This is a genomic window from Candidatus Lokiarchaeota archaeon (assembly GCA_014730275.1).
GTDB lineage: Archaea > Asgardarchaeota > Thorarchaeia > Thorarchaeales > Thorarchaeaceae > WJIL01.
The window spans coordinates 1-21949 of sequence record WJIL01000064.1 but is presented as its reverse complement, the minus strand read 5'-3'; the positions used below and the strand labels follow the sequence as shown (position 1 = coordinate 21949).

25 protein-coding genes are annotated in these 21949 nt (G+C 45.3%); 13 read left to right on the top strand and 12 right to left on the bottom strand.

The genetic code is table 11. From position 1 onward, the window contains the following. Nucleotides 1-20: 20 nt before the first annotated feature. Nucleotides 21-881 carry a pirin family protein gene (locus tag GF309_06895; protein MBD3158504.1) on the bottom strand — a complete coding sequence of 287 codons (861 nt, stop codon included), beginning with the start codon at nt 879-881 and terminating at the stop codon, nt 21-23. Between the two features lie 300 nt (nt 882-1181). Beyond that, the gene (locus tag GF309_06890; protein MBD3158503.1) at nt 1182-1415 is read right to left on the bottom strand and encodes a hypothetical protein; all 234 of its coding nucleotides are present in this window, start codon (nt 1413-1415) and stop codon (nt 1182-1184) included. Nucleotides 1416-1538: 123 nt separating this feature from the next. On the opposite strand from GF309_06890, the gene GF309_06885 reads away from it, so the two are divergent. Both GF309_06885 and GF309_06880 read left to right on the top strand, forming a co-directional pair. Continuing rightward, a complete protein-coding gene (locus GF309_06885; protein ID MBD3158502.1) occupies nt 1539-1937 on the top strand; it encodes a HEPN domain-containing protein in 399 nt (132 codons plus the stop codon). Then, the gene (locus tag GF309_06880) at nt 1816-2247 is read left to right on the top strand and encodes a hypothetical protein (GenBank protein ID MBD3158501.1); all 432 of its coding nucleotides are present in this window, start codon (nt 1816-1818) and stop codon (nt 2245-2247) included. The genes GF309_06885 and GF309_06880 overlap by 122 nt, the downstream gene beginning before the upstream one ends. 96 nt (nt 2248-2343) lie before the next feature. Here GF309_06880 and GF309_06875 read toward each other — a convergent pair whose 3' ends face one another. Beyond that, a complete protein-coding gene (locus tag GF309_06875) occupies nt 2344-2667 on the bottom strand; it encodes a hypothetical protein (protein MBD3158500.1) in 324 nt (107 codons plus the stop codon). 100 nt (nt 2668-2767) lie between these two features. Here GF309_06875 and GF309_06870 point away from each other — a divergent pair, with 100 nt between their 5' ends. Next, nucleotides 2768-3433: a rhomboid family intramembrane serine protease gene (locus GF309_06870; protein ID MBD3158499.1), complete on the top strand. Its 666-nt coding sequence runs from the start codon at nt 2768-2770 to the stop codon at nt 3431-3433. A gap of 19 nt (nt 3434-3452) precedes the next feature. On the opposite strand, the gene GF309_06865 is transcribed toward GF309_06870, so the two are convergent. Together GF309_06865 and GF309_06860 are read right to left on the bottom strand one after the other, a co-directional pair. Continuing rightward, nucleotides 3453-4967, bottom strand: a complete 1515-nt coding sequence (locus GF309_06865; GenBank protein ID MBD3158498.1) for a carboxypeptidase M32 — start codon at nt 4965-4967, stop codon at nt 3453-3455. A gap of 55 nt (nt 4968-5022) precedes the next feature. Beyond that, complete coding sequence (locus tag GF309_06860) at nt 5023-5961, bottom strand: EamA family transporter (GenBank protein ID MBD3158497.1); 939 nt, start codon at nt 5959-5961, stop codon at nt 5023-5025. Between the two features lie 235 nt (nt 5962-6196). Here GF309_06860 and trxA point away from each other — a divergent pair, with 235 nt between their 5' ends. Next, a complete protein-coding gene (gene trxA, locus GF309_06855) occupies nt 6197-6631 on the top strand; it encodes a thioredoxin (protein MBD3158496.1) in 435 nt (144 codons plus the stop codon). A 14-nt stretch (nt 6632-6645) separates the two neighbouring features. On the opposite strand, the gene GF309_06850 is transcribed toward trxA, so the two are convergent. The 5 genes from GF309_06850 to GF309_06830 form a co-directional block, all read right to left on the bottom strand. Further along, nucleotides 6646-7053: an ACT domain-containing protein gene (locus tag GF309_06850; protein ID MBD3158495.1), complete on the bottom strand. Its 408-nt coding sequence runs from the start codon at nt 7051-7053 to the stop codon at nt 6646-6648. 9 nt (nt 7054-7062) lie between these two features. Beyond that, nucleotides 7063-7959: an asparaginase gene (locus tag GF309_06845; GenBank protein MBD3158494.1), complete on the bottom strand. Its 897-nt coding sequence runs from the start codon at nt 7957-7959 to the stop codon at nt 7063-7065. A gap of 117 nt (nt 7960-8076) precedes the next feature. Beyond that, nucleotides 8077-8304 (bottom strand): hypothetical protein, encoded by a 228-nt coding sequence (locus tag GF309_06840; protein MBD3158493.1) that lies wholly within the window; start codon nt 8302-8304, stop codon nt 8077-8079. A gap of 67 nt (nt 8305-8371) precedes the next feature. Next, a complete protein-coding gene (locus GF309_06835; protein MBD3158492.1) occupies nt 8372-8548 on the bottom strand; it encodes a hypothetical protein in 177 nt (58 codons plus the stop codon). A 129-nt stretch (nt 8549-8677) separates the two neighbouring features. Continuing rightward, on the bottom strand, nt 8678-9151 hold the full coding sequence (locus GF309_06830; protein MBD3158491.1) for a hypothetical protein: 474 nt from the start codon (nt 9149-9151) through the stop codon (nt 8678-8680). 138 nt (nt 9152-9289) lie between these two features. Here GF309_06830 and GF309_06825 point away from each other — a divergent pair, with 138 nt between their 5' ends. From GF309_06825 to GF309_06790, 8 genes are all read left to right on the top strand, one after another. Further along, entirely contained in the window at nt 9290-11149 is a 1860-nt protein-coding gene (locus GF309_06825) for a prolyl oligopeptidase family serine peptidase (GenBank protein MBD3158490.1), read from the top strand. Between the two features lie 22 nt (nt 11150-11171). Further along, nucleotides 11172-11789: a hypothetical protein gene (locus tag GF309_06820; protein ID MBD3158489.1), complete on the top strand. Its 618-nt coding sequence runs from the start codon at nt 11172-11174 to the stop codon at nt 11787-11789. 44 nt (nt 11790-11833) lie between these two features. Then, nucleotides 11834-12196 carry a hypothetical protein gene (locus tag GF309_06815; GenBank protein MBD3158488.1) on the top strand — a complete coding sequence of 121 codons (363 nt, stop codon included), beginning with the start codon at nt 11834-11836 and terminating at the stop codon, nt 12194-12196. 80 nt (nt 12197-12276) lie between these two features. Further along, a complete protein-coding gene (locus tag GF309_06810; protein ID MBD3158487.1) occupies nt 12277-14097 on the top strand; it encodes a hypothetical protein in 1821 nt (606 codons plus the stop codon). A 241-nt stretch (nt 14098-14338) separates the two neighbouring features. Further along, a complete protein-coding gene (locus GF309_06805) occupies nt 14339-14839 on the top strand; it encodes a hypothetical protein (GenBank protein ID MBD3158486.1) in 501 nt (166 codons plus the stop codon). Between the two features lie 100 nt (nt 14840-14939). Further along, nucleotides 14940-15593, top strand: coding sequence for a hypothetical protein (locus GF309_06800; GenBank protein ID MBD3158485.1), 654 nt, complete (start codon nt 14940-14942; stop codon nt 15591-15593). Nucleotides 15594-16140: 547 nt separating this feature from the next. After that, nucleotides 16141-17577: a hypothetical protein gene (locus GF309_06795; GenBank protein ID MBD3158484.1), complete on the top strand. Its 1437-nt coding sequence runs from the start codon at nt 16141-16143 to the stop codon at nt 17575-17577. 161 nt (nt 17578-17738) lie between these two features. Then, complete coding sequence (locus GF309_06790) at nt 17739-18584, top strand: hypothetical protein (GenBank protein ID MBD3158483.1); 846 nt, start codon at nt 17739-17741, stop codon at nt 18582-18584. 54 nt (nt 18585-18638) lie between these two features. Here the strand turns inward: GF309_06790 and GF309_06785 are convergent, their stop codons facing one another. Together GF309_06785 and GF309_06780 are read right to left on the bottom strand one after the other, a co-directional pair. Further along, nucleotides 18639-19052, bottom strand: coding sequence for a hypothetical protein (locus GF309_06785; GenBank protein MBD3158482.1), 414 nt, complete (start codon nt 19050-19052; stop codon nt 18639-18641). Nucleotides 19053-19111: 59 nt separating this feature from the next. Next, on the bottom strand, nt 19112-20866 hold the full coding sequence (locus tag GF309_06780; GenBank protein MBD3158481.1) for an SLC13 family permease: 1755 nt from the start codon (nt 20864-20866) through the stop codon (nt 19112-19114). Between the two features lie 582 nt (nt 20867-21448). Between GF309_06780 and GF309_06775 the strand changes: the two genes are divergently transcribed. After that, entirely contained in the window at nt 21449-21820 is a 372-nt protein-coding gene (locus tag GF309_06775) for a hypothetical protein (protein MBD3158480.1), read from the top strand. The last annotated feature ends 129 nt before the right edge of the window (nt 21821-21949 follow it).

The window sequence follows — 21949 nt, the reverse complement described above, 5'->3', positions numbered from 1 at the left end:
AGATAACACTGCCATCTCATTCATTGAGCCTTGACAAAGGTACCATTCCTCACCTCACTGAATGCTTGCCGGACTTCCTCTTGTGTGTTCATCACAACAGAACCACGCCAAGCTACTGGTTCTCCAAGAGGTTTTCCGGAAGCCAGTATGAAACGAGTAAGACCTTCATCGGTTCTAACCAATACTTTTGTTCCTGTTTCAAGAACCACCAATTCACGAGCAGACGCCTTTTTTCTTTTCTTCCCAAACTCAGCTTCGCCATCGAGCATGTAGGCAAAAGCTGTATGCTTTTCTGGAACTGTGTGCCGGAACTCGGATTCAGGTTGCATTGTCACATCCAAATATTCGGGTCTAATAGCAATATCCTGAATTGGTCCTTCCACGTCAGATACCGTTCCAGCTATTACTTTTACTTTAACACCTTCTGACGGTTCTACTTCGGGAATTGAACTTCTGTCATAGCCTCGATATGTGGGTTGTGTCATCTTCTTCTCGGCTGGAAGATTCACCCAGAGCTGTAACCCCCTTAATCCTCCATTCTCCGTTTGTGGCATTTCTGAATGAATAATTCCGCTACCTGCTGTCATCCACTGAATATCGCCGGGCCCGATAATCCCACTTCGTCCCGTGCTATCTTCATGTTCGACCTTCCCCTCCAGCATGTATGTCACAGTCTCAAACCCTCGGTGCGGATGTGAGGGGAAACCCGCGTCGTAATCGCCCTTGCTTTCTGAACCGAACTCATCTAACAGAAGAAATGGATCTAGTTCATCAGTATCTTGATGCCCTATGGCACGTCTTACAAGTACTCCTGCTCCTTCTTGGGTGGAACGACTTCTCTTCTTCCATTTCACTTCTCTAATCTCATTGCCCATGGTCATACGCCTTTATTAACAATAGCTAATTACGTAAATAAAGTATCTGAAAAAGGAAAAATGAAATTGAAACATGAAAGGGAAGAGACAGGCCCAGAACTCACGTAACTCATAGTAGATCAAGGGGTTTTCCATTTACTTACATACTCAGAGTTTCTGCGGTCGTGATAACTCACCGCAAAAAAAGGAAGTCATCGGAGAGAAGCCATGTTGTAGTATAAAACGCAGTGGTAGCATGCTCTGTTTGGCAATGGATGAAATCTATGCAATTGATGGATGGACTGTTCCGCCAGCATTTGAAAAACCTTAGCTACTGGATTTCTTACCTGCATAGAGAATGGCGACGAGGCCAAAGAATAGTGCAATTCCAATACCAATAGTCAGCGCAGAAGCTTCGTGACCTCCTTCGCCCGGATCCGTGCCCTGTACGTTGAAGATTGGTAGCAAATCAAGCGCGGTTATAAGAATGAAGAAAAAAACAACCAAAGAGCAACCAAAACAGGTTTTTCCTTTTTTGGGTAGAGATTCATCAGCAGTCATTCTTTGTAGAAGTTTGCCTCAGGTATTAAGAAAATTGTATGAATGTATGGGAACGCAGAGCCATTCCCCCCTATTGTAAGAATTGATAAGCAATAATCGTAACTGGCAAATGAGGTATCTGGATTGAGGCGAGCTGAGGACTGGATGAAACAAGCCAAATCCGACCTTGAACATGCCGAGGATAGTATAGACCTCGAACACTACGATTGGGCATGTTTTGCCGCCCAGCAATCTGCAGAGATGGCTGTGAAAGCGATTTTTCGGTCATTGGGTGCAGAGGCTTGGGGTCATTCGATTGCTCAGTTGTTGGACAAGCTGCCTGACGAGATTAATCCAAACGATCAAATCCTATCATATGCACGTGAATTGGACCGTCTTTACATACCTGCAAGATATCCAAATGGTCTTCCAGCGGGAACCCCAAGAGAGGCCTTTGACAAGAAAGAAGCACAGGAGGCAACAAAAGCTGCGCGAGAAATTATCAGATTCTGTGAAAGTGTTCTGGCCAAAAGCCAAAGATGAAGTGATGAGGAAGACCAAACAAGCAGCAGAGCATCTAAGCGAGCTAGATGCTGTAGAAAACATCTGGCTGTTTGGGTCTTACGTTAATGATGAGTTTATGCACCACAGTGACGTTGACCTTTGTGTAGTTCTGTCTGATGAAACAGAATTGATGCAGGTTGATATCATGGAACGAGTCCAAGATCTCAAACTTGGTTTGACCTTCGAATTGCATATCTATCGAGAAAGCGAGTTCAATACCCTCCTGAGCGATTCGAGTAGTTTCGTTGCACGTGAGATTGTTGGAAAAGGAATTCATCTTACGGCATAGGACTATAACCCGCTTTGAATTAGAAAAGCATGAGAGGAATTGGCAACTGGACTCTCTTTGGTGTGAACTCCTTTTATCTTCGCTCCCTCGACGCTCTTAGGAGCTCATGCGTCGCCTTGTCAAAACGAAGATTACCACAACAACTGCTCTAATACCAACATCACCAATGACAAGGGCGAGCATAATTGACCGGAGCTCATCTGGAAGAGGCGAAGTAGTGCTTGTTGTGGTAGTTGCGGTTTGAGCACCGGGATAATCACTTGGATCGAGCGGCTCAGTGACAATCTTTACTTCAAAAGCATCATTCAGATTATCGCAGTCCGTGTCGACGTTATGGATGTCTGTACCTAGTTCAATCTCATCCCGGTCATCTAAACCGTCATAATCGTAGTCACCAATCGTAGCGCCGAGCATGTCCATGGCTTAGCGCATTTCTTGAAACTTTGAGAAAACAAGAGTCTCTGTAAATCGAACTGTTAAAGAGGGATGCTTACGAGTTGCGGTTATCAACAACAGCTGGATGAGAAAAATGGCATGGGAAGTGCGAGATGACCAGGTTCCGTTCAAGAAACAGTATGTATCGATAGTGATTATCCTTCTGAATGTAGTCATGTTTGTGCTGCAGTTGCTTGATGACAATTTTCTACTTGAATGGGCATTTGTTCCAGCAGAGTTCTTCGCTGGACAGAAGCTCTGGACGATCTTTACTTCGATGTTTATGCACGGAGGTCCAACTCACATCTTCTTCAACATGCTATTCTTCTATGTAGTTGCTGACGATTGTGAGAGCTCTCTGGGTCATTGGTACTTCCTATTTACTTATCTTGTGTCTGGAGTTGTTGGAACTCTCCTTCATGCTCTGTTTTCATTTTTTGCTCCTGCTTCGCTGACCATACCTACACTTGGTGCATCAGGAGCGATAGCTGGTCTCATAGCGGTATACGGTTTGCTCTTTCCCAGACGTCAACTGAGAGTCCTTCTGGGATATTTCTTGGTGAGACTGAGTGCAAGAAGATATGTATTGTATTTCGCAGTCATGCAACTTGTGTTTGGTTTCCTTTTATGGGACACATCAGCCACAGCCTATTTCGCACATCTTGGTGGTCTGGTAGCTGGTGCGGCATGTGCTCTCATATTCAAGGCCGCGCAGATTGAACCTCAAACGACTCAATATTCCACATGGTGATGCCTTGATTCTTCTTGTGTCAAAAGCCGAATATGGAAGCATATTTCTCATCTAAGTAACTCAGAAATGGCTTTGCCTTCGGTTTCTCTCCAACGACTTCCTCTATCAGGTCTGCAGGATCATATAGTGAACCATAATGATGTACATTCTCGGTTAGCCAGTTAACAACTGGAACCACTTCGCCCTCAGTTAGGTTTTTCTGCCATTTGGGCATGTCTTTGTTTATCTTTTGTAACCACATGCCATCGTAGACGTTGCCTAGTGCATAAGATGGGAAGTAGCCATAGTAGCCCGAGGCCCAATGAGTATCTTGCATGACACCCTCTGAGTCATTTGCGACTTCGACTCCGAGGTACTCGTCGTATTTATCATTCCAGACCTGGGGAAGCTCTGATATTTCAACCTCTCCTCCGAAAAGTGCTTTCTCAATCTCAAAACGAATGATGACGTGAAGCGAGTATGTAACTTCATCCGCCTCGATTCTTATCTTGGAGGGTTCTACGAGATTAACAGCTTTGGCGAACCTCGACTTGTCAATATCGGAGAACAAATCATCTGTGAGCTCATTCAAACGAGGATAATAGTAATCCAAAAACTCTGGTGACCTGCCAAGCATGTTCTCTATGAACCTTGATTGGCTTTCATGGATTCCAAAGCTTGCAGCTTGTCCTATAGGCTGATATTTCCAGTCCGGATTCATATTGCGCTCATAGAGAGCGTGGCCGCCTTCGTGAAGAGCAGCATACATCATCCCGACCAGGTTATTCTCTTTGTAGTTGAGAGTGATCCTAACATCGTCATAGTAACCGGTTGTGAATGGATGCTCGGTGGGGTCTATTCGACCTGCTGCTTCGTCTGATGTTGTGTCGTAGCCAATGGTTGTCGCTAAATCCGTAGCGATTTTCTTCTGTATTTCAATTGGTACCTCTCTCTTGAGAAAATCTGTTTTAACATCAGAAGATACATCTGCACATTTCTGGGTCAATGGAACTAGTCCCTTCCTGAGTTCAGAGAACACCGATGCAATCTTCTCTTTCGTCATTCCTTTTTCAAAGTCGTCGATCATTGTGTCATAAATCGACTCTGTGCCCTTGATATCCATCAGAATCTCAGCTTTCTCAACGGAAAGATCTATCGTCTTGTTCAGTTCGGGCTCGAATACGCTCCAGTCTTTCTTGGCCTTCGCCTTTTTCCAAGTATCAACTGAAATTGCTTTTTGCTTGCTCAAGTCTCCTACGAGTTCTTCAGGCAAGGCAGTTTCTTCGTCGTATTCTCTCCGAATAAGATGGAGATTTCGTTTCTGCTCTTGAGACATGTCTTCAATGTCTTTTTCTGCTTCATCCAGCAGCTTTCCTATTTTGTCACTGGTTATCATTCTATGTTCAAGTCTGCTCAGCAATGCGAGTTGCTCACTCCTTTGCTTGACGCCCTTTGGAGGCATGTACGTTTCCAAGTCCCAGTGAACTACGGATTGAGCAGAACCAATTACAACAATATCCTGGTATTCTTTGAGCAGCTTTTCATAGGCATTCATGCTTGATGCACCCTCAACGGTATTTCAGGTACCTAAGAAAGAATTTGATTCTGCATTATGTGTCTTGCGTTGTGAGAGCTGCTTGATATGTTCGCTCTCTATCTGTCTCGGGATAATTTATGATGAGAATACCTATCACAACTAAAATCAAGCCTACGATGAATGTCCAATAGATTGGTTCATGGAGAAGCAGAATAGAAAGAGTTGTGCCAAATACGGGCACTAGATTGATGAATACACTTGTTCTCGTAGCCCCCAGATTCTTGATTGCATGGAAGTAGAATAGAAAACTAACAAATGTCACAAGTATGCCTAGGAACGCAACTTGTAACCAGAAGAAAGGGTCTACCATAGCGGGTAGAGTCCAGAAACCTTCAACTACGGCTCCTGCTGCGAAGAACACAGTTCCTACAAACGTTCCACCCGCTGTAGCCTGAATTGAGGTCATGTTCCTCATAGCAGACTTGCCTATAGAGGAATAGATTCCCCACAGGATCATCGCTCCCAAGATGATGAGGTTGCCAATCAGATACTCTAGTCTGAAATTGATGAGGGATTGCACCCCGATTACAAATACAATCCCGAGGAAGCTCAAAATGAAGCCAATATAGCGCCACTTGGATCCTAGCTTCTCTTTGTGTATAATATGTGCCCAGAGACTGACCGAAGCTGGATTTACGCCAGCTATTATTGAACCCTGCGCAGCCGTTGTGAAGCGCATACCGGTAAGAAAGAGAATACCATAGCCGAAGATGCCTGTGAGTCCAAGAGAGACGATATATCCGTAGTCTCTTCGGGAGAGATTTGTCTCAAGAGAATTCCGTTTTAGGAATAGGAGCGGCACGAAAAGCAGAGAGGCAATCAAGAATCGAAAGAAACCAATCGTAAACGGGGGAGCAACATCTACTAGGATCTTCCCTGATACCCAGCTGCCGCCCCAGAAAAACATGCAGGCAAGTATCATGGCATAATAGATTCTCTCGCCTTCCGCCATTCTCAATTCTTCCTGAGTCTTTTGGCATGGTTATTGCCATATAACAACTGGGGACTCAACAAAATGAATGGTAGATATGTCATTTGCTTCGTATTCAATACCCCCTCATATACTGATCTTGATGCAATTTTTCTCGTGAATGTGACACAGGTTTGAAATTCTGGGGAGGAATGGGGACTTTCCAAAGACTTTTTACCGGTTGTGCAAGTCAGATGCACACGCGGTGTTGAAGACAATGACCGAAGATGAAGAACTTGCCAAAATCAGACAGCGGAAGATGCAAGAGCTCATCCGTCGTTCTCAACAGTCAGAAGTTCGAGAGCCGTTGGCAAAGGGGACTGTTGAACATTTAACAGAACAAAATTTCTGGTCAACTCTCAAGAAAACAAACATTGCTTTAGTTGACTTCTTTGCAGAATGGTGTGGTCCCTGTAAGGCTCTAACGCCGATATTTCAACGCTTAGCTCAGGACTATGAAGGCGAGGCTTTTATCGGCAAAATCGATATCGATAGAAACCAGCGTGCCGCACAGCAGTTTGGCGTACAATCAGTTCCTATGGTAGTGGTTTTCAAGAATGGTGAACCCGTAGGTAGACTGCCCGGCCTCCGTACGTACAACGATTACTCATCAATTATAGAGCGCTTTCTGAAGGAAACATCTTCGGAGTAGAAGGTATCTGACATCTACATCTCTTCTTGTTCTGTTACAATCAAATCTAGAGATTCCAAAACATAAACTGCCTTGTCAAGGTTATCCTGCTTAACGAGAATGTGATCTGTTGAGTAAGCGGATAATGTAAAGATGGGTATTCCAGCTTCTGCAAGAGCTTGAGCTATCCGAGCCAAGAAGCCTACAACACCAAAGTGTAGAACCATATCGAAGGTAATCATGCGCCACCCACGCTCAACTTCGATGGCAGGAACGGTATCTAGTTTCTTTTCTTCAACAATGAGGGTGATTTCATTATAATCTTGGATAACTGCAAAACAACTGCAGTTTGGTTCTTCAGCTTTTGTTACGGCGAATCTCTTGGGCCACACAATGGCCTTTCCACCCTTGATGTATTCGTCCAGCTCTTTGGAATTCGGCATTCTACTTAATCACTCCTTTGAATTTGGCTCTTGATCATAGAAGGTTTCGGATTTCATGTTATCAATCGAATCGGAAATAACCACAGAAGGCATTGCTTTGGTATTTAGGGCCCAGCCATGATTTCCATCGCGGTCCACAGCGATAACTCCTGCTTCACTTCCTGTTTTTTCTTCGAACAGATTTACAGCTTTATCACAGGCTGTTTGTACATCCATGCCTTGTTCGATATAAAGCACTGCCATCCTAGTCAATTGGACGCGGACTATGTGTTCGCCATAACCTGTAGCGGTGGCCCCGGCTACATCATTGGCGTATGCACCAGCACCAAAGACCGGTGAATCTCCAACGCGCCCAGGAATCTTATCAGAAATACCTCCGGTTGATGAAGTAGCAGCTATTTTTCCTTCTTTGTCCACAACAACACAGCCAACTGTATCTCCTCCTTCTACCTTGATTTTTGGCTCAGGATATCCGGGTTCGCTTTCTTCTCGATATCCCTTACTGATCATCTCTTGGTAAAGCAGCCTTGCTCCTTCACCAGCTATTTGATTGTACTTGGTTTCTTCCATAACATATCTAGCAAGTGGTGTGGGATGACGCACACCTTTTACCGCCATGACTGCTCCTGATTCGAGTTTTGATCCATCTATGATCATAGCATCGAGTTCTCTGATTCCATCAATAGTTTTCCGAGCTCCTATCCCTGCGTTTAGATTTCCACAGCTTTCCATGTATACTGTACAACCCTCTGCTGCATCAAGTGCCGTACCTCCGTTCTGCAGGATTTTGAATCCGACTTTCGCAGCTTTCTGGACTTCTTCAAGTCCAACTGGTATGCGTTCATCTTTCCATTTTCCTGCTCCGCCGTGTACGATGATTATAGGTAGATTCAACGTTGCCACCAGTAGAAGGACATGAAAATAGACAACAAGATAGAGCTTCCTATTGTAGCGCCCTCTCTACTAGATTTCCTCCGTCGAAAACAATCCAGTCCTTCCAAGGCTTCAGAAGCGGGATGGATCTCAGCTGGAAAAGGATCCAGAATCTGACAAATTGGTTTCCAGTGTTTCTATGATGGAATCAAAATCTCTTTCAGCAACATCATTGTCTGACGCATCCAAAGAAAGCTCTAATTCTGATCGTCTAATCTCTATTTTGATGATTGCCTTGTCTGGGAATGGCGAAAAGCGGTATAGACGAATTGCAAAAATAATAACGAGAAACATAGTGACAATTTCCAAAGCTGACAATGACTAAGAGTCAGTATATAGTCCCAAGTAAATAATTCCTATACATGTCAGAATGCCATAGGCTATTCTAGTTTGCATCAATGAATTCAGCCATAATTTCCTCAAAATGATATTTGAGAATGCTTTTCCTCGTGCTCGTAATCGCTTTCCTCCTCAGTTTCCAACCAACCATCAATTGTTTCACGGATTCTCTGCTGGGAAATGAAAGATGAGAAAGACAGAGATCATGACCTACATATCGCATTGTTATCACCCCTCCTTAGAATTCAATTTTCAGGTAAAGTATGCAGTTTTTCGATATACCCTTTGTGAGGACATAGGTCTGCCCCCGTTTATACCAGATTTAGATTACTTCCTGAAGCTTTTGCATTGTCTATTCTAGTTTCGGAAGATACATGCCCGTTTGTTCCATGTACTCCTTGTATTTCTCGCCGAACTTTTCGGTAAGAACTGATTCCTCATATTTGGCTTCATGATGCCATACTACAGAGAACAGGAAAATGAACGGAAGAAGCCAGATTGTTGGAAAGAAGCAGAAAAAGGCGATATTCATCAGGAGGATGCCAGTGAAGTTGGGATGTCTGACGGTGGCAAAGGGACCATACATAATCAAGAGATTAACTTCTTCTGGGGCCATTCGAGTCTGCGGAATCTGATAGGTCTTGAAAAGTGAATAGATGAACGCAGCTGTTAAGCCTAAGCCGATTACAAAGAGAGCCATTCTCCAAATGCTGAGGACCAGTTCGGACTTGAATAATGCTATGAGAAAAAGAACTACGAAGTTTGTGGTTGCAAGTCGCGGAGGAGAAATGTAGAATCCCCTACCTTCCGAAACACCTTCGCCCATTTCACACAATCTCCGGTTAGGTATATGCAATTCTGAGAAATAAGGGTTGCGTGAAGTCAAATCACAAATCGAGACATTTCGGGAACGAAACTTCTAGAATCACAACACTCAAAGCCCTTTTCAGACAATTATCATGACATGCCTTCTGGAAGCTCTTTCGAACGGTATCTTGCTGTTGAGACTGCTGGTGGTGCTGTATGGCACCCAGACAAGAAGCGGATTGCTTTTGCATACAATGCTCCTGGATTCTATCAAATCTATACTGCGGATATTACACGCGGGAAACCCCTATGGCCTACTCGTTTGACCTTTGAAGATGATCGATGTACGGACCCCCACTATCTTAGTGATGGAACCCTGATGTTTGCAAGAGACTATGGCGGTGATGAGAATTTTCAGTTTGGGCTTATCGATGGCTATGATATGCAGTGGATTTCAGATGATTTGGAGGCAAAGCATGAATTCGCTCACGCAACGGAAAACGCCATCTACTACATTGCTAACATTGAAGACAAATCTCGGTTGGATATCTACAGAAGAAGGATTCCGCTCTCATCATCTGAACCAGAGCTTCTTTTCAAGCCAGATGAAGGCATAGTGATACCCAGAACTCCCTCACCTGATGATTCGAAAGTGATTCTGGATAAGTATCGTGGAAATGTGGATCAAGAGCTGCTTCTCCTCGATACCGAAGAGGAAACTGTACGTAGCCTGACAGGTGAGCTGTCAAAGGGCAAAAGCGTACGTTGGGAATCAGCCAGATGGATTGATTCTGATACCCTCGTGGTCATGAGCGATTTGGAGTCTGACAAGAGACGTCTGGGGGTTCTAAGTCTACATGGAACATTCAAGCTTATAGAAGACACAGATCCTCCACTTGAACATGAAGTAGAGGAAATTGCGTATGCTAACGGGGATCCTTTCACGTATTTCACAGAAAATGTGGAAGGTTACAGCGAGATCTACCGCGGGAAGTTCCAGAAAGATGGTTCTATTGAGGACCTAGAACGAATAAATCCTCCATTGAAGGGAGTCGTGGAGTCAGGAGATGCACGGTCGTTCCTGAGTGGGCTGAGCGTTTCTCCCGATGGAGATTATCTTGCATTGACCTTGAGTGCACCAAATAAGCCTACCAATGTCTGGGTTGTGGAACTAGATGATCGTCTTGCATGGAAAGCAACTGATGTCAATACCGCCGGGCTCGACCCCAATTCATTCGTAGATGCATCACTTGAAAATTACGAAAGCTTCGATACGCTGACGGTTCCTTATTTCCGATATCTCCCAGAAGGTCAAATGCCTGAGAATGGATGGCCAGCGATTTTGGTTATCCACGGTGGTCCCGAATCTCAAATTCGACCTGGTTTCAGCCCCGTTATACAATTTATGCTGTCTTCTGGATATGCGGTGATTGCTCCTAACATAAGGGGTAGCACTGGATATGGTCGAAAATACATGGATCTTGATAACGTGGAAAAGCGATTGGATTCTACACATGACATCCAGCAACTTGCTTCGCATCTCAAGACCGATGTGGAATCAATCAACGGTGACAAATTGATAATCTATGGCGGGAGCTATGGAGGTTTTGCAGTGCTTTCTTCAATCACTGAATACCCGGATTTGTGGACTGCTGCGGTGGACATCGTTGGAATAAGCAACTTTGTGACCTTCTTGGAGAACACTGCAGATTGGAGGAGAAGCCTTAGAGAGGCAGAATACGGAAGTCTCGAAGACGATAGAGAGATACTAGAGCAGATCTCTCCAATACACAAGGTCGACAAAATCGAATGCCCGCTTTTCATAATTCAGGGAGAGAATGATGAGCGCGTTCCGCTGTCTGAGTCTATTCAAATCTACGAAGAGGTCAAAGCCAAGGGAATTCCAGTTGAGCTCCTGCGGTATCCCGATGAAGGGCATGGTTTGTCTAAACTCAAGAATCGAATCGACGCCTACTCACAAGTTCTGGATTGGCTCAACGACATCGTTACAAAATAGATGATATTGTAGGTGATGCAAAGTGAGAAAATTATCGGTGTTCCTCTGGTTGGCCGTGACAGGGTATCTGTTGCTCATGCCTGCAACGCAATTCGACCCAGTTACGTATTCAGATGATGGAGTGAGTGTGGCTGTGAGCATAGAAGCAGATACACCATGGGTCACACCCTTCAATGAAACAGTCAATGTTAGTATCGAAGTAACACCGTTCCAAGAAAACATCAGTGAAGTCAATATCACACGGGTTGCCTTGTTCGTTCATACCTCAGAGGTGGATTCAACAGATCTTGTTTTGGCTGCAATACGCGATTATGAGGTTTCACCTATTGCAACTGGTTCTTCAAGTGCTGAAATGAGTCACATATTCAGAATGACTGGAAGTCAGAGTGGCAAAGAATCATACTTCAGCTTGGCTGTTCATGGAGCATATAGAAATGAGAGCGGAGTGTTTTCTTTTCATGCATTCTCCTCTGAAACGCTTGTTGGTCCATTTGAAATCGGGCGAGGCATTCAGTCAATTCAATCACTAGTCGGTATAGCGGTTGCGGCTGCTTCTACGATTCTAATTGCAGTTGCGATTGTCCTGTTCAGAAGAAGCCAGAAACCCAGACGAAAGAAAACACTCCTGGAAGAAGATTAGAGAACATATCGCATTGGAGTGAGATTGTACGATATGCTAATAAAATGGCAGGGAGACTCTATGAACGCTGTGATGGAATGGATGCAATCCTGTTATTTGTAATCACTGCAGTCACTTTTTTCTTGTACATGTTCTTCCGGCTGGTAGCGCCCCGTGTCTTCGGATTTGATCTTAGAAAGTGGCTTATGGATCGTGGGCCTGTGTTTTGGTTGCTCTGTATTTGCTTACTTCTTGTACTTGCATACTGGCAAGTTCAACTGCTATTGTCTGAACCCAGCCGTGCATTTGGAACAATTGTAAACATCGTTGTGGTTGGGGTTGGAATCTCGATGTGTTTTGTCCTCATCTTTCTCTCTTTCGAGGAGAGCAAATACAGGGGAGAGTCCGAGAGAAATGCATCAGAGTGAGAACATCCACAATGCGGCAAGTACAACCTTTCGATGGCTTCATAAGAGATGTAGCCTGAACCTGAAAATGGCGAATTGCCATGTCCAAAGAAGAGATGATTTGGGATCTTTTTCAGTTACTGGAGCCAACTGAAATCCAAGTTGAAGGTCTCCAAGAGGAACCAGATTGGCCTGGGAAGATTGAGAAACAACTGAAGAAAGCAGTCTCAGACGCAGAAGCATTCCGTGACAAGTACCGCGGAAAAATCGAAGATATGAATGCCCAAGAACTGGTTGAAATGCTCGAAAAGTACGATGAATTGGTCCTGAAGCATGAAGGGCCAGGCATGTTCGCCAGTTTGCGGTATGCTGCTGATTCTACAGATGCGATATCGAAACAGCTCAATGATGCTGCTCGAAGGGCCAGAATGAAGTTCAGGCAAGCCCTCGCATTCAAGGATATTGAGCTTGGCAAGCTGCTGAGCAAGAATCCTGATATCGTAAATGCACCCGAGGTATCAGAGTATCAGCATTATCTCGAGAAGATTAAGCGTGAAGTACCATACATGCTCTCCGAGGAGAAAGAGCAGCTCATCATCACGAAGGATAAGAACGGTATCGATGCATGGCAGCAATTGCAGGGCGACTGGCTATCCACTCGAAAATTCGAAATCGAAGTTGATGGCGAAAAGAACACCATGTCCTACGGCGAGATAATTGGGCTCTATGAAGATCCAGACCGTGATCTGAGGAAACAAGCCAACCAAATCGTCTATGACAATCTGGGCGAAGATGAAATCATTTGGGCCAGTGCAATTCGTGCAGTATGTTCTGATCATCTTGAGATGTGCGACATCCGTGACTATCCTTCGCCAATGACGCAGAGCCTCATTGCTAATGACATAGAGAAAGAAGCTGTTGACTCCCTTATGGACACGATAGAAAACAGTGTGGACATCTACCGGAGATACCTACGACTCAAAGCGAAAATCATGGGGCTCGACAAACTTGGCAACTGGGATATCGTCGCACCGTTGCCAGACGCGCCCGAGAAGGAATACTCCTGGCAAGAAGCGCGCAATGAAGTTGTTGGGGCCTACAGCTCTTTCGACGAGCAGATTGGGTCCTGGGTAGATGAAATGTTTGAGAACCGGCATATCGATGCTGAAGTGAGGGAAGGTAAGCGATCAGGTGCCTTCTGTGCTTCTTGGCTCGCAGGCAAAAGTGCGTACATTCTACTCAGTTATAACAAACGGATGGGGAACCTCTACACGCTTGCTCACGAGAATGGACATGCTGTGCATGATTACCTGATGGCACGAGAGCAGAAACCGTCGAATTGTGAAGTTGGTAGCTGCATTGCTGAGTGTGGCAGCATCTTCGGGGAGTTGTTGCTTACCGAGCGTCTGCTAAGAGAAGCCAAATCTAAGGAACAGAAACAGGCTGTTCTCGCTACCATTCTTGATGAATTCGGAATGGCCGCGTTTCAGGTTTCGGCACGTGTCTTCTTTGAGAAAAGCATGTATGACACGATCGATAAAGGCAAGTTCCTTGATGGCGATACCGTGGCCGCATTGTGGACAGATGCAAGAGACAAAATCTACGGTGACGCGGTAGAATGGCTACCAGAAATGCGATGGGAGTGGGCTATGAAAATACACTACTTTATCCCGCGGTATAGATTCTACAATTACCCATACATTTTCGCTCAATTGTTCGTGTATGCCCTCTATCGACTGTATAAAGAGCAGGGTGACGAGTTCGTTCCAAAGCTGAAGGCATTACTTGCTGCAGGGTCGAGCAAATCGCCTGCTGAGCTTGCAGAGGAACTTGGCTTCGACATATTATCCAAGAAGTTCTGGGAAAAGGGCATGAAACAATTCGAAGAATTCATTGACATATTGGAAGAAACAATAGAATAATCAATCAGAATCGGATACTCCTTGGAGAAAACGACACTCCGATTCGAACTCCACTGGTCAAGAAACAATGTGCAACCATGTTACTGCTACATTTCGAATTATCAACAACCATGACCAGATGCATCTAGTAGGAAGTACTCCACAATAAAGCACGGCCGGATAGGCCAGCACAACGACCTTTGGAAATTCGATGGGCGCGGCTATAGGGTTCGCCGTAAACGTTGTAGCGGGGGGTTGCCTGATGATCAACAAGCTCGCCTACGGGACCTTTGGCGTACCGCTGCTCTTTGAGACCATCGAAGAAGAGTTGCGTAGCGACCCGGAGCTGCTAGAAGGGTGGAACGTGGCATGGGAGGCCTTCATGGACGGGAATCTGAGTACGGCTGCCAACAACCACCCAACGATATGGCCATTTCCGTGGGTAGATAAGGATACAAATATAGCTCAGGCATTTGAAGACGCAGGTGCCCAATGTGTGTTCAGTTGGGATAACCATAGACCGGCAGCAATGTCACGACAGCTAGGACCATGGTTAAGTACACCATTGATTGTATTTGCCATACTCGGTAGTACGTGTACACTCTACAGATGTGATTTGTCCATTTGTTACGATTACAGACTGTATTCTGTCTTGTTCTTGACGTTCATTATAGAATACCGTCATGAGACCTGCTATTATGATAATTTGTCATTCGTGCCCCTTCCTGTGTTCTGTGGAGCCATTCTAAGAGCATTCTCGTAGAGCCCGAAATGGACACAGCACTCTAATTGTTTATATGCGCCGTACCCCTTTCCTAGATGGTGACGCAAGTCACACAAGTGGAAGGAGGTGAAATAACCTCATGAAAAAGAGGACATTGGCATTGGTATTCGTTTTGTTGGCAATAGTATTTGGTGCACAGATTTCGGGTGTTAGCGCTTCTTTCTATGGGGAAGACACGGCACCATATGCTGGATCGGATACGAAGAATGCATCGAGTTTCGCTGTTGTAACCGCCCAAGCTAGCTCAGGCAAATGCAAGATTAAAGTTAATCGTCTGTACTTCCCATATTTGTATTGGGGTGGGACTTGGTCCGCGGCTTGGGTTTCAGGATCTGAGACGATGAGTCAGTCATGGACCGCTAACTGGGCTTTTTATGCCAATTGGGATATCGACTATCGGCTTCAAACAGCAGATAACGCTAAGGTAACGTTATCAATCGTTTTCTATCTTTTTGATGCTGATGGTGACAAACTGGGAGAAGCAGTGGCTTGGAAGAAATCGCAACAATCTCAGGAATGGGATGACATAGAGCAGGAATTGGATGATGAATCCAATACAGAGATATTCACGACGGATCTAACATATGGACATACATACTACTTTGCTGTCGCACTAAAGGTCTATATCCACTATAATTGCAGGAAAGTCAGGGTGACTGCGCGCACTGACCATTCAGACCCGGCTTTACTGATAGTGAACCGAATTATGTGGACTTCCGATACTCCTGAATAGCCAGTAATACAACATGGTCTGGAGGTGCCAAAGGGCAGCTCCTTTCTTTTTTAACAATTAACAGTAATTATTGATCATACTCATGTATAAACTTCAGCTTTTTCTAGTCATATCAACTTAGGTGTCAAGGTGAAAGCCTGAATCATCAGAATTCTTGGGAGTATAGTTCAAGTTTTTATAAAGAGAACATCGCATTGATTCATCAATACTCTAATGTACCAACACAATTCCTATTGATTGGACATGAAATACTGAAACAAATAATCCGGAAAATTGAAGATTCAGGTTCTTTGAATCCTCCACGAGGTGATATTATTCATTGATTCGATTGGGGGAACCGTGTAATTCAAACGGAAAACCCCGTCGTTCTGCGAAGAAGAAGTTTCAAATCTCCCTCTAAGGGCATTGAAAGTGAACTATTTTTATTATTCTTCATACCAGTCTGTCGATTAGTGTAGGTATGGGTATCTAACTTAATAATACCAAATAAATTATAAGTTCTGCCGGCTAACACCAAGTCATGCCGGTTAGGAGGGTTTCTACAGGTATGACCTCTCGACAAGTCGAATCCAATATGGGAATTGCAGAAACCGTGAAAATCTCGCCAAGATTATGTGGAGTATGGATTATTGCATCTATAGCGAGTTTCGCTGTGGCATTGCTATCTCCTATCCTAACGGGTACAGGGTATTTCGGTGCATTATTCTATGCTACAAACCTATCTGCCACTATTCTCCTTCATGGAATTCCATTCTCACTGGCGGCCGTTTTGTTGTTCGCCACAGAGAAGTCGCGGGCTTTGCTATCGCGGGTAATTGCTGCTGATCATCGTCCATTCCTGGTTTTCGTCGTGCGGCTATTTGCCCTGTTTGCAATGAGCTTCTTCCTGTACGCTGGATTGATTTTCGTATCGTTCGTTATGGCCGCGCAGGTCATTCCCAACCTCGATTTCTTCGTCATACTCTGGGATTTTCCAGTTGCACTGGTATCTGCTCTTGTTCTCTCATGGATACTTAGCTCCATAGTTGCTTTTTCCACAACATTGATTGATGATTGGAGAGGTGCTGTTTTCTTTAATACCGCAGTATGTGTTATGCCAGGGCTATACTTTGGTCCAACTCCCCAAACCCCAGCAGCACATGGCGAGCAGTCGTTGTACGGGTTCTACCATATGTTCAGATTCCTAGCTGTCCTGCTATCTCGCCACGAATTCATGAACGAAAGTCAAATGATATATCAAATGAGCATTGCGGTAAACCTTGGCGATCTCATAGTTCCTCTAGCGGTCTTGCTGGGGATTTCATTTCTATTCAATGGTGGAACCGTCCCCCTGTTTCGAGAGAATGTGAAGCGCTGGTTCCTCGAAACAGAGAGATTCTTGAATGACAGGGAAGAAACAGAACCTGAAGATGAAGAGACGAAAGTGCAACACATGGGACGATCTCTGAAGGAATTGCGGAAGAAGCTTCAGCAGCAACGACAGGGAGCAGTTATTGGATTCGTGATTTTGTGGCTGGTGATTCCACTTGTTGGTATGTACGATGTCCCCACTGAGAATAATGGCAGCGAAGGCGTGCTATATGCGAGCCCGGCGGACGGTATCATGATTGAGCTAGGAGAATGGCTTTGTGGCCAAGTAGAGATTCCCAAACCACCGAGCGGAAGAGATAACGCCGTGGAAGTTCTGGCCACTATCATCAATTGGGGGAATTGTCCTGAACCTCTCAGCGCAAAAGCCGGCGCATTGCCATGTACCCTAGACTACTTCAGGAATTTAGATGATGAAGCAAAGGCCCAAGCTATAAGTGGAACAAGCGTTCACATCACCCGGGATGCCCCGTCTGCAGGAGGAGGATTTTATAATATCGGTGACAATTATGGCAACTATACGTGGGCGGTGCAGTTCTTCGAAGAAGGAACCAATGAAACAGACTGCACGCTCACAATCCGTGTGGAGGTCAGCTATCAGCAGTTCCTCGATTAGAGGTGGATATTGAAGTGAAAGTTGGGACAAGACGCGAAGCAAAGCTCTAAACCGGCATGACTCAAAGATATTCATCACGTATTCTGGGTAAAAGCCCCCTACTCAGAGGAATCGTTGGAAGGCTTATAAGTTCAAAAGGTGCATTCGTTTACGGTGGTCAAATGGGCATGAGAATACTTGCAGTATGTAGCACCTTGTTACTACTCATCTTTCCTACTATCTCTGCCCAAACTTCTCAACCAGTCCATGCAGACGTAATGATTCAGAATCACGTTCAGCTTGGTGCAGGTGAAAGCATTTGGTACAATATTACACTGGGAGCGAAAGAATCTATGGCCTGCTTTTTCGATATTATCGCAGGCAAAGGCGTTCAGTCTTTTATAGTTGACCAGGCTAATCATTACCGCTTACAGCACGGTGGAACTGCCAATAAAACATACCAGGAGAGCAACTACTCCAGTAACGAAGAACGTCATTACTATTGGAATTTCACAGCACCAAAACAAGCCCAATGGTATGTGTACTTCTCAAAAGCTCCAGATACCCCTTACATGATGGGAGAGGCAACATTGAGAATTGACATACGGAAAAATACGAACCCCCCTTATGTACATGCCTTTCGTCTTAGCGGATCTGTACATGGAAATGTGCTAATAGATGCGGGCGCGGCAGACGATTGCTTTCCTATACAGAAAGCGGAACTGCTTCTTAACGGAACAGTAGCCAGCGAACAGTTTTTTTCCGAAACAAATACCTGTGATGTGGATATTAGTATTGTCTGGCACACATATGAGTACCCAAATGGGTGGTACAATCTCTCTATTGTTGCCACTGACATTCTTGGTGAAAGCGGAGATCCGTTCTGGCTTGGGATGGTTCGGGTTGAAAACGGCCCCTTGGATAATCCCAATATCACCCACCCGATCATCGGTATAGGAGTAGCCATTGCCCTTGTAGGCGTGTACGTGCTGTTTGCTAGAAGGATGGGATATCTCGAACAGAAATAGCGGTCTTTGAGCACTTTCTACTCATCTACGTGTCAGCCACAAACAAAGACCCAGCTACTCTTCGTTCTCCTCGTCCATTTCAAGTGGTCTTACCAGGAGGCCTTCAGATGTCGCCTTGAGTACGACTCGCTTCTCAAGACCCGCCATGCGCCTCACGGCCTCAGGAATCACCATTCTTCCTTTCGCATCGATCTCTGTTATATCCCCGTACAGAGTGTGTTTCTGCCCCTCGATTAGGCCGTCTCTGATCCTCAGAATCCTATCAGCATATTCCGCTACCCGTGGGTTATGCGTGACGTTGACAATCGTTGTACCGAATTCACGGTTTGTCTTTCGCAAAGCGTCCATGACTATAGCTGCAGTCTCAGTATCCAGCTCTCCAGTAACTTCGTCTGCCAACAACAATTCGGGCTGGTTCGCAAGCGAAACACAGATTGCCACTCGTTCTATCCAAAGAGTGAGCACCATTCTACCTTTCACATTCCTAATCAAGACCTGCCAGTTGAAGCGGACTGCAAGAAACTTGTCTAAAGAGGCCAAAACCACAGGATTAGTGGAGTTGCTAACAGGGAAATGATGATCTGCAGAGGAAGACCTAGCCGTAAGTAGTCAGTGAATCTGTAACCCCCTGGCCCCATAACTAAAGCATGGGACTGATCCGCGATGGGTGTTAGGAAAGCGCTTGAACCTCCAATGGACACCGCCATTAGAAAAGAGTCTATCGATACACCTAATGCCAATGCAATGCTTACACCTATGGGAGCCATCAAAACTACTGCAGCGGTGTTATCCACGGCACATGACAGAAGCATAGTCGCCACCATCAGAATGACGATGAATGCAGCAGGAGGCAGAATTCCTCCTACCTCTAGAAACATGTCACCAATTAACTGTGCACCTCCTGTGGTTTCCAGTGCGTGTCCGACTGGGATCATGGCAGCGAGTAGAACTATGACAGACCAGTTGATGCTCTTGTAAGCTTCGTCGGGAGACACAAATCCCAATACAACCATGCCAACAGCAGCAAGTACAAAGGAAACCTGAATGGGTAGCAGACCTATTGCCGTAGCTGCTAGTGCCGCTCCAAAGATGATGATAGCAGACAGCGCACGTCGCGGCTTGCCCAGTCTTATGTGTCTCTCAGCCAGTGGGAGGCATCCAAGCTCAGTCAAGATTTCAGACATCTCTTCCGGCTGCCCATGTAACAACAAGGTGTCTCCCGACCGCAACCGGATATCACCAATCCGAGCTCTCAACCGCCTTCCTTGGCGCGATACAGCGAGAAGATCCACACCAAAACGACTACGCATCTTCAATTGTCGTGCAGTCTTGCCGCTTAAAGGCGAGCCTGTCGTTATCACAGCCTCAACGACATGTAAATCATCCTGTGATAGGACCCCTCTGTCAGATCCTTCCCTCTCTATGAGTCTGAGTTCGCCAGCATCGATTAGCATCTTCAGATCTGTGGCTTCTCCTCTGACAACAAGACTATCACCTGCTTTCAGACCTCTCATTATAGAGGGTGAACGAAAATGCTCGTCTTCGCGTACGAGGGATATCACTGCCACATCAGCTTCTGCTGCCGATTCAAGGTCACGGATACGCTTCCCAACCATCTTGGAACCCTCAGGCACATAGACCTCGGTTATGTAGTCTTCAACAAGAGAGAAGGGTTCAACCTTCTCTCCCTCCCGCTGAGGTACGAGACGCCATCCGACCAGTGACATAAACAAGAATCCAGCAAGAGCGACACTCAGACCAACTGGGGTGAAGTCAAACATGAGGAAGGGTTCGACACCGTATTGACCCCTAAGTGTTGCGATAATTATGTTTGGAGGAGTGCCGATCAGCGTTATCATACCACCAAGCATTGAGCAGAATGCTAGCGGCATGAGGAAAAGGGAAGGGGACTTGCCGCTCTTCCTCGCCATTCGAATTGCCACAGGCATGAGAAGCGCCAATGCCCCCACGTTATTCATGAAGGCCGAAAGCACCGTCACCAACCCGGTGAGCGTAAGAATCTGAAAAACCATGTTGTCTCCGACTCGAAGAGTCCAGTTGATGATGATATCGACGAAACCCGAGTTGACCAGTCCTCGGTTGATAACCAACACGGCTGCAACTGTGATCACCGCAGGATGGCCGAAGCCCAAGAACACTTGGTCGAAGGGTATGAGACCCACAAGCGCGATTGTCAACAGAGCGAACAAGGCTACAACATCATAACGCCAACGGTTAACAACAAACAGGACAAGTGTCACAGCTAGAACTGCGAAGACCATCACGAGTTCAGTCGATACAGTCAGCAGCGGAACTCACATCCTCTTTCTGCGAAACCCCTTAAGATTCATAATAACTCTATCGTCTTCGGAATATGGATTGGCAGCGCCTGACAGGAGTCTGGCGACTGATAAGATAACCCTCCGCCTACGATTCCACAAAGCTCTGTGGAAGAAGTCGCCCGAATCAGTGTGAGAAGACAAGATGAGTAGTTAATTCTCTATTCCTATGCACGAATACAGACAATCCGGAACAGTAATGTGTGTCAATCCGATATATCAGTATGACTTTTTACACAGGGCCATTCCACAAGCAAAGATTATATCTATATGCAAATTCCTCGACAATTATATGAGTTATCCAAGAAAAGTTGTTTCACAGGAATCTTGGCATTTTTGGCTGACAAATGCCTTTGAGATTTCTTGATTTCTACGGTATTTTGTGTCTAGGTTTCTCCACCATAGTTGTCCCTAGCATTCGGACATGTGATGTTCGAACGACAATATGCAGAGATTCCATAAGAATAGGAAGCGCTCGTTAAGAATGAGTGAGGGGGATTTTATTCCCATAGAGGCATGGATTTCATGTCTGAGCACCTAAATTCATCACGAATGTGTATTGGTAATAAGATTTTACAACTAGCCAAACTAATTGCTGGCAATAAATATCTCGTCACATTTTCCCAACTTCATTCGGGTTTCTCCTTCATCCACCTTCCTTTCATAGGAACAAGCCAGACATCTTCATGGGTCGAGGAGCGTATTGAAGAGATGATTGATAAGAAACGAATTTTTGTGTCTTTGATTATGGACGCCATTTTGGGTGTTCTTCACATAGTTGGGGTTCGTGGTCGCATAGATGATGGCTATTTGCTAAACATTGTGTTTTTGATTGCAACAGTGGGTGCTATTGCAGCTATTATTGTAGTCGGGAGCCATATGAGAAAGAGGTCATGATCGGGTTAGAGTATCAGGATATGTTACAAAGGGGCAAATAAAGAGTCGAGGCCGCCCCTGCACTACCACAAGGAGGGCGGCTTCTGATTCCCCAAGGCTTTGAATGCTTTTTCTACGGCGATTCTTAGT

Excerpts from the sequence above, each read along its gene's own strand:
- GF309_06895 (MBD3158504.1), bottom strand. The coding sequence starts at position 881 with ATGACCATGGGCAATGAGATTAGAGAAGTGAAATGGAAGAAGAGAAGT.
- GF309_06890 (MBD3158503.1), bottom strand. The coding sequence starts at position 1,415 with ATGACTGCTGATGAATCTCTACCCAAAAAAGGAAAAACCTGTTTTGGT.
- GF309_06880 (MBD3158501.1), top strand. The coding sequence starts at position 1,816 with ATGGTCTTCCAGCGGGAACCCCAAGAGAGGCCTTTGACAAGAAAGAAG.
- GF309_06875 (MBD3158500.1), bottom strand. The coding sequence starts at position 2,667 with ATGGACATGCTCGGCGCTACGATTGGTGACTACGATTATGACGGTTTA.
- GF309_06870 (MBD3158499.1), top strand. The coding sequence starts at position 2,768 with ATGAGAAAAATGGCATGGGAAGTGCGAGATGACCAGGTTCCGTTCAAG.
- GF309_06865 (MBD3158498.1), bottom strand. The coding sequence starts at position 4,967 with ATGAATGCCTATGAAAAGCTGCTCAAAGAATACCAGGATATTGTTGTA.
- GF309_06860 (MBD3158497.1), bottom strand. The coding sequence starts at position 5,961 with ATGGCGGAAGGCGAGAGAATCTATTATGCCATGATACTTGCCTGCATG.
- trxA (MBD3158496.1), top strand. The coding sequence starts at position 6,197 with ATGACCGAAGATGAAGAACTTGCCAAAATCAGACAGCGGAAGATGCAA.
- GF309_06850 (MBD3158495.1), bottom strand. The coding sequence starts at position 7,053 with ATGCCGAATTCCAAAGAGCTGGACGAATACATCAAGGGTGGAAAGGCC.
- GF309_06835 (MBD3158492.1), bottom strand. The coding sequence starts at position 8,548 with ATGCGATATGTAGGTCATGATCTCTGTCTTTCTCATCTTTCATTTCCC.
- GF309_06830 (MBD3158491.1), bottom strand. The coding sequence starts at position 9,151 with ATGGGCGAAGGTGTTTCGGAAGGTAGGGGATTCTACATTTCTCCTCCG.
- GF309_06825 (MBD3158490.1), top strand. The coding sequence starts at position 9,290 with ATGCCTTCTGGAAGCTCTTTCGAACGGTATCTTGCTGTTGAGACTGCT.
- GF309_06815 (MBD3158488.1), top strand. The coding sequence starts at position 11,834 with ATGGCAGGGAGACTCTATGAACGCTGTGATGGAATGGATGCAATCCTG.
- GF309_06810 (MBD3158487.1), top strand. The coding sequence starts at position 12,277 with ATGTCCAAAGAAGAGATGATTTGGGATCTTTTTCAGTTACTGGAGCCA.
- GF309_06805 (MBD3158486.1), top strand. The coding sequence starts at position 14,339 with ATGATCAACAAGCTCGCCTACGGGACCTTTGGCGTACCGCTGCTCTTT.
- GF309_06800 (MBD3158485.1), top strand. The coding sequence starts at position 14,940 with ATGAAAAAGAGGACATTGGCATTGGTATTCGTTTTGTTGGCAATAGTA.
- GF309_06795 (MBD3158484.1), top strand. The coding sequence starts at position 16,141 with ATGACCTCTCGACAAGTCGAATCCAATATGGGAATTGCAGAAACCGTG.
- GF309_06790 (MBD3158483.1), top strand. The coding sequence starts at position 17,739 with ATGGGCATGAGAATACTTGCAGTATGTAGCACCTTGTTACTACTCATC.
- GF309_06785 (MBD3158482.1), bottom strand. The coding sequence starts at position 19,052 with ATGGTGCTCACTCTTTGGATAGAACGAGTGGCAATCTGTGTTTCGCTT.
- GF309_06780 (MBD3158481.1), bottom strand. The coding sequence starts at position 20,866 with ATGGTCTTCGCAGTTCTAGCTGTGACACTTGTCCTGTTTGTTGTTAAC.
- GF309_06775 (MBD3158480.1), top strand. The coding sequence starts at position 21,449 with ATGTCTGAGCACCTAAATTCATCACGAATGTGTATTGGTAATAAGATT.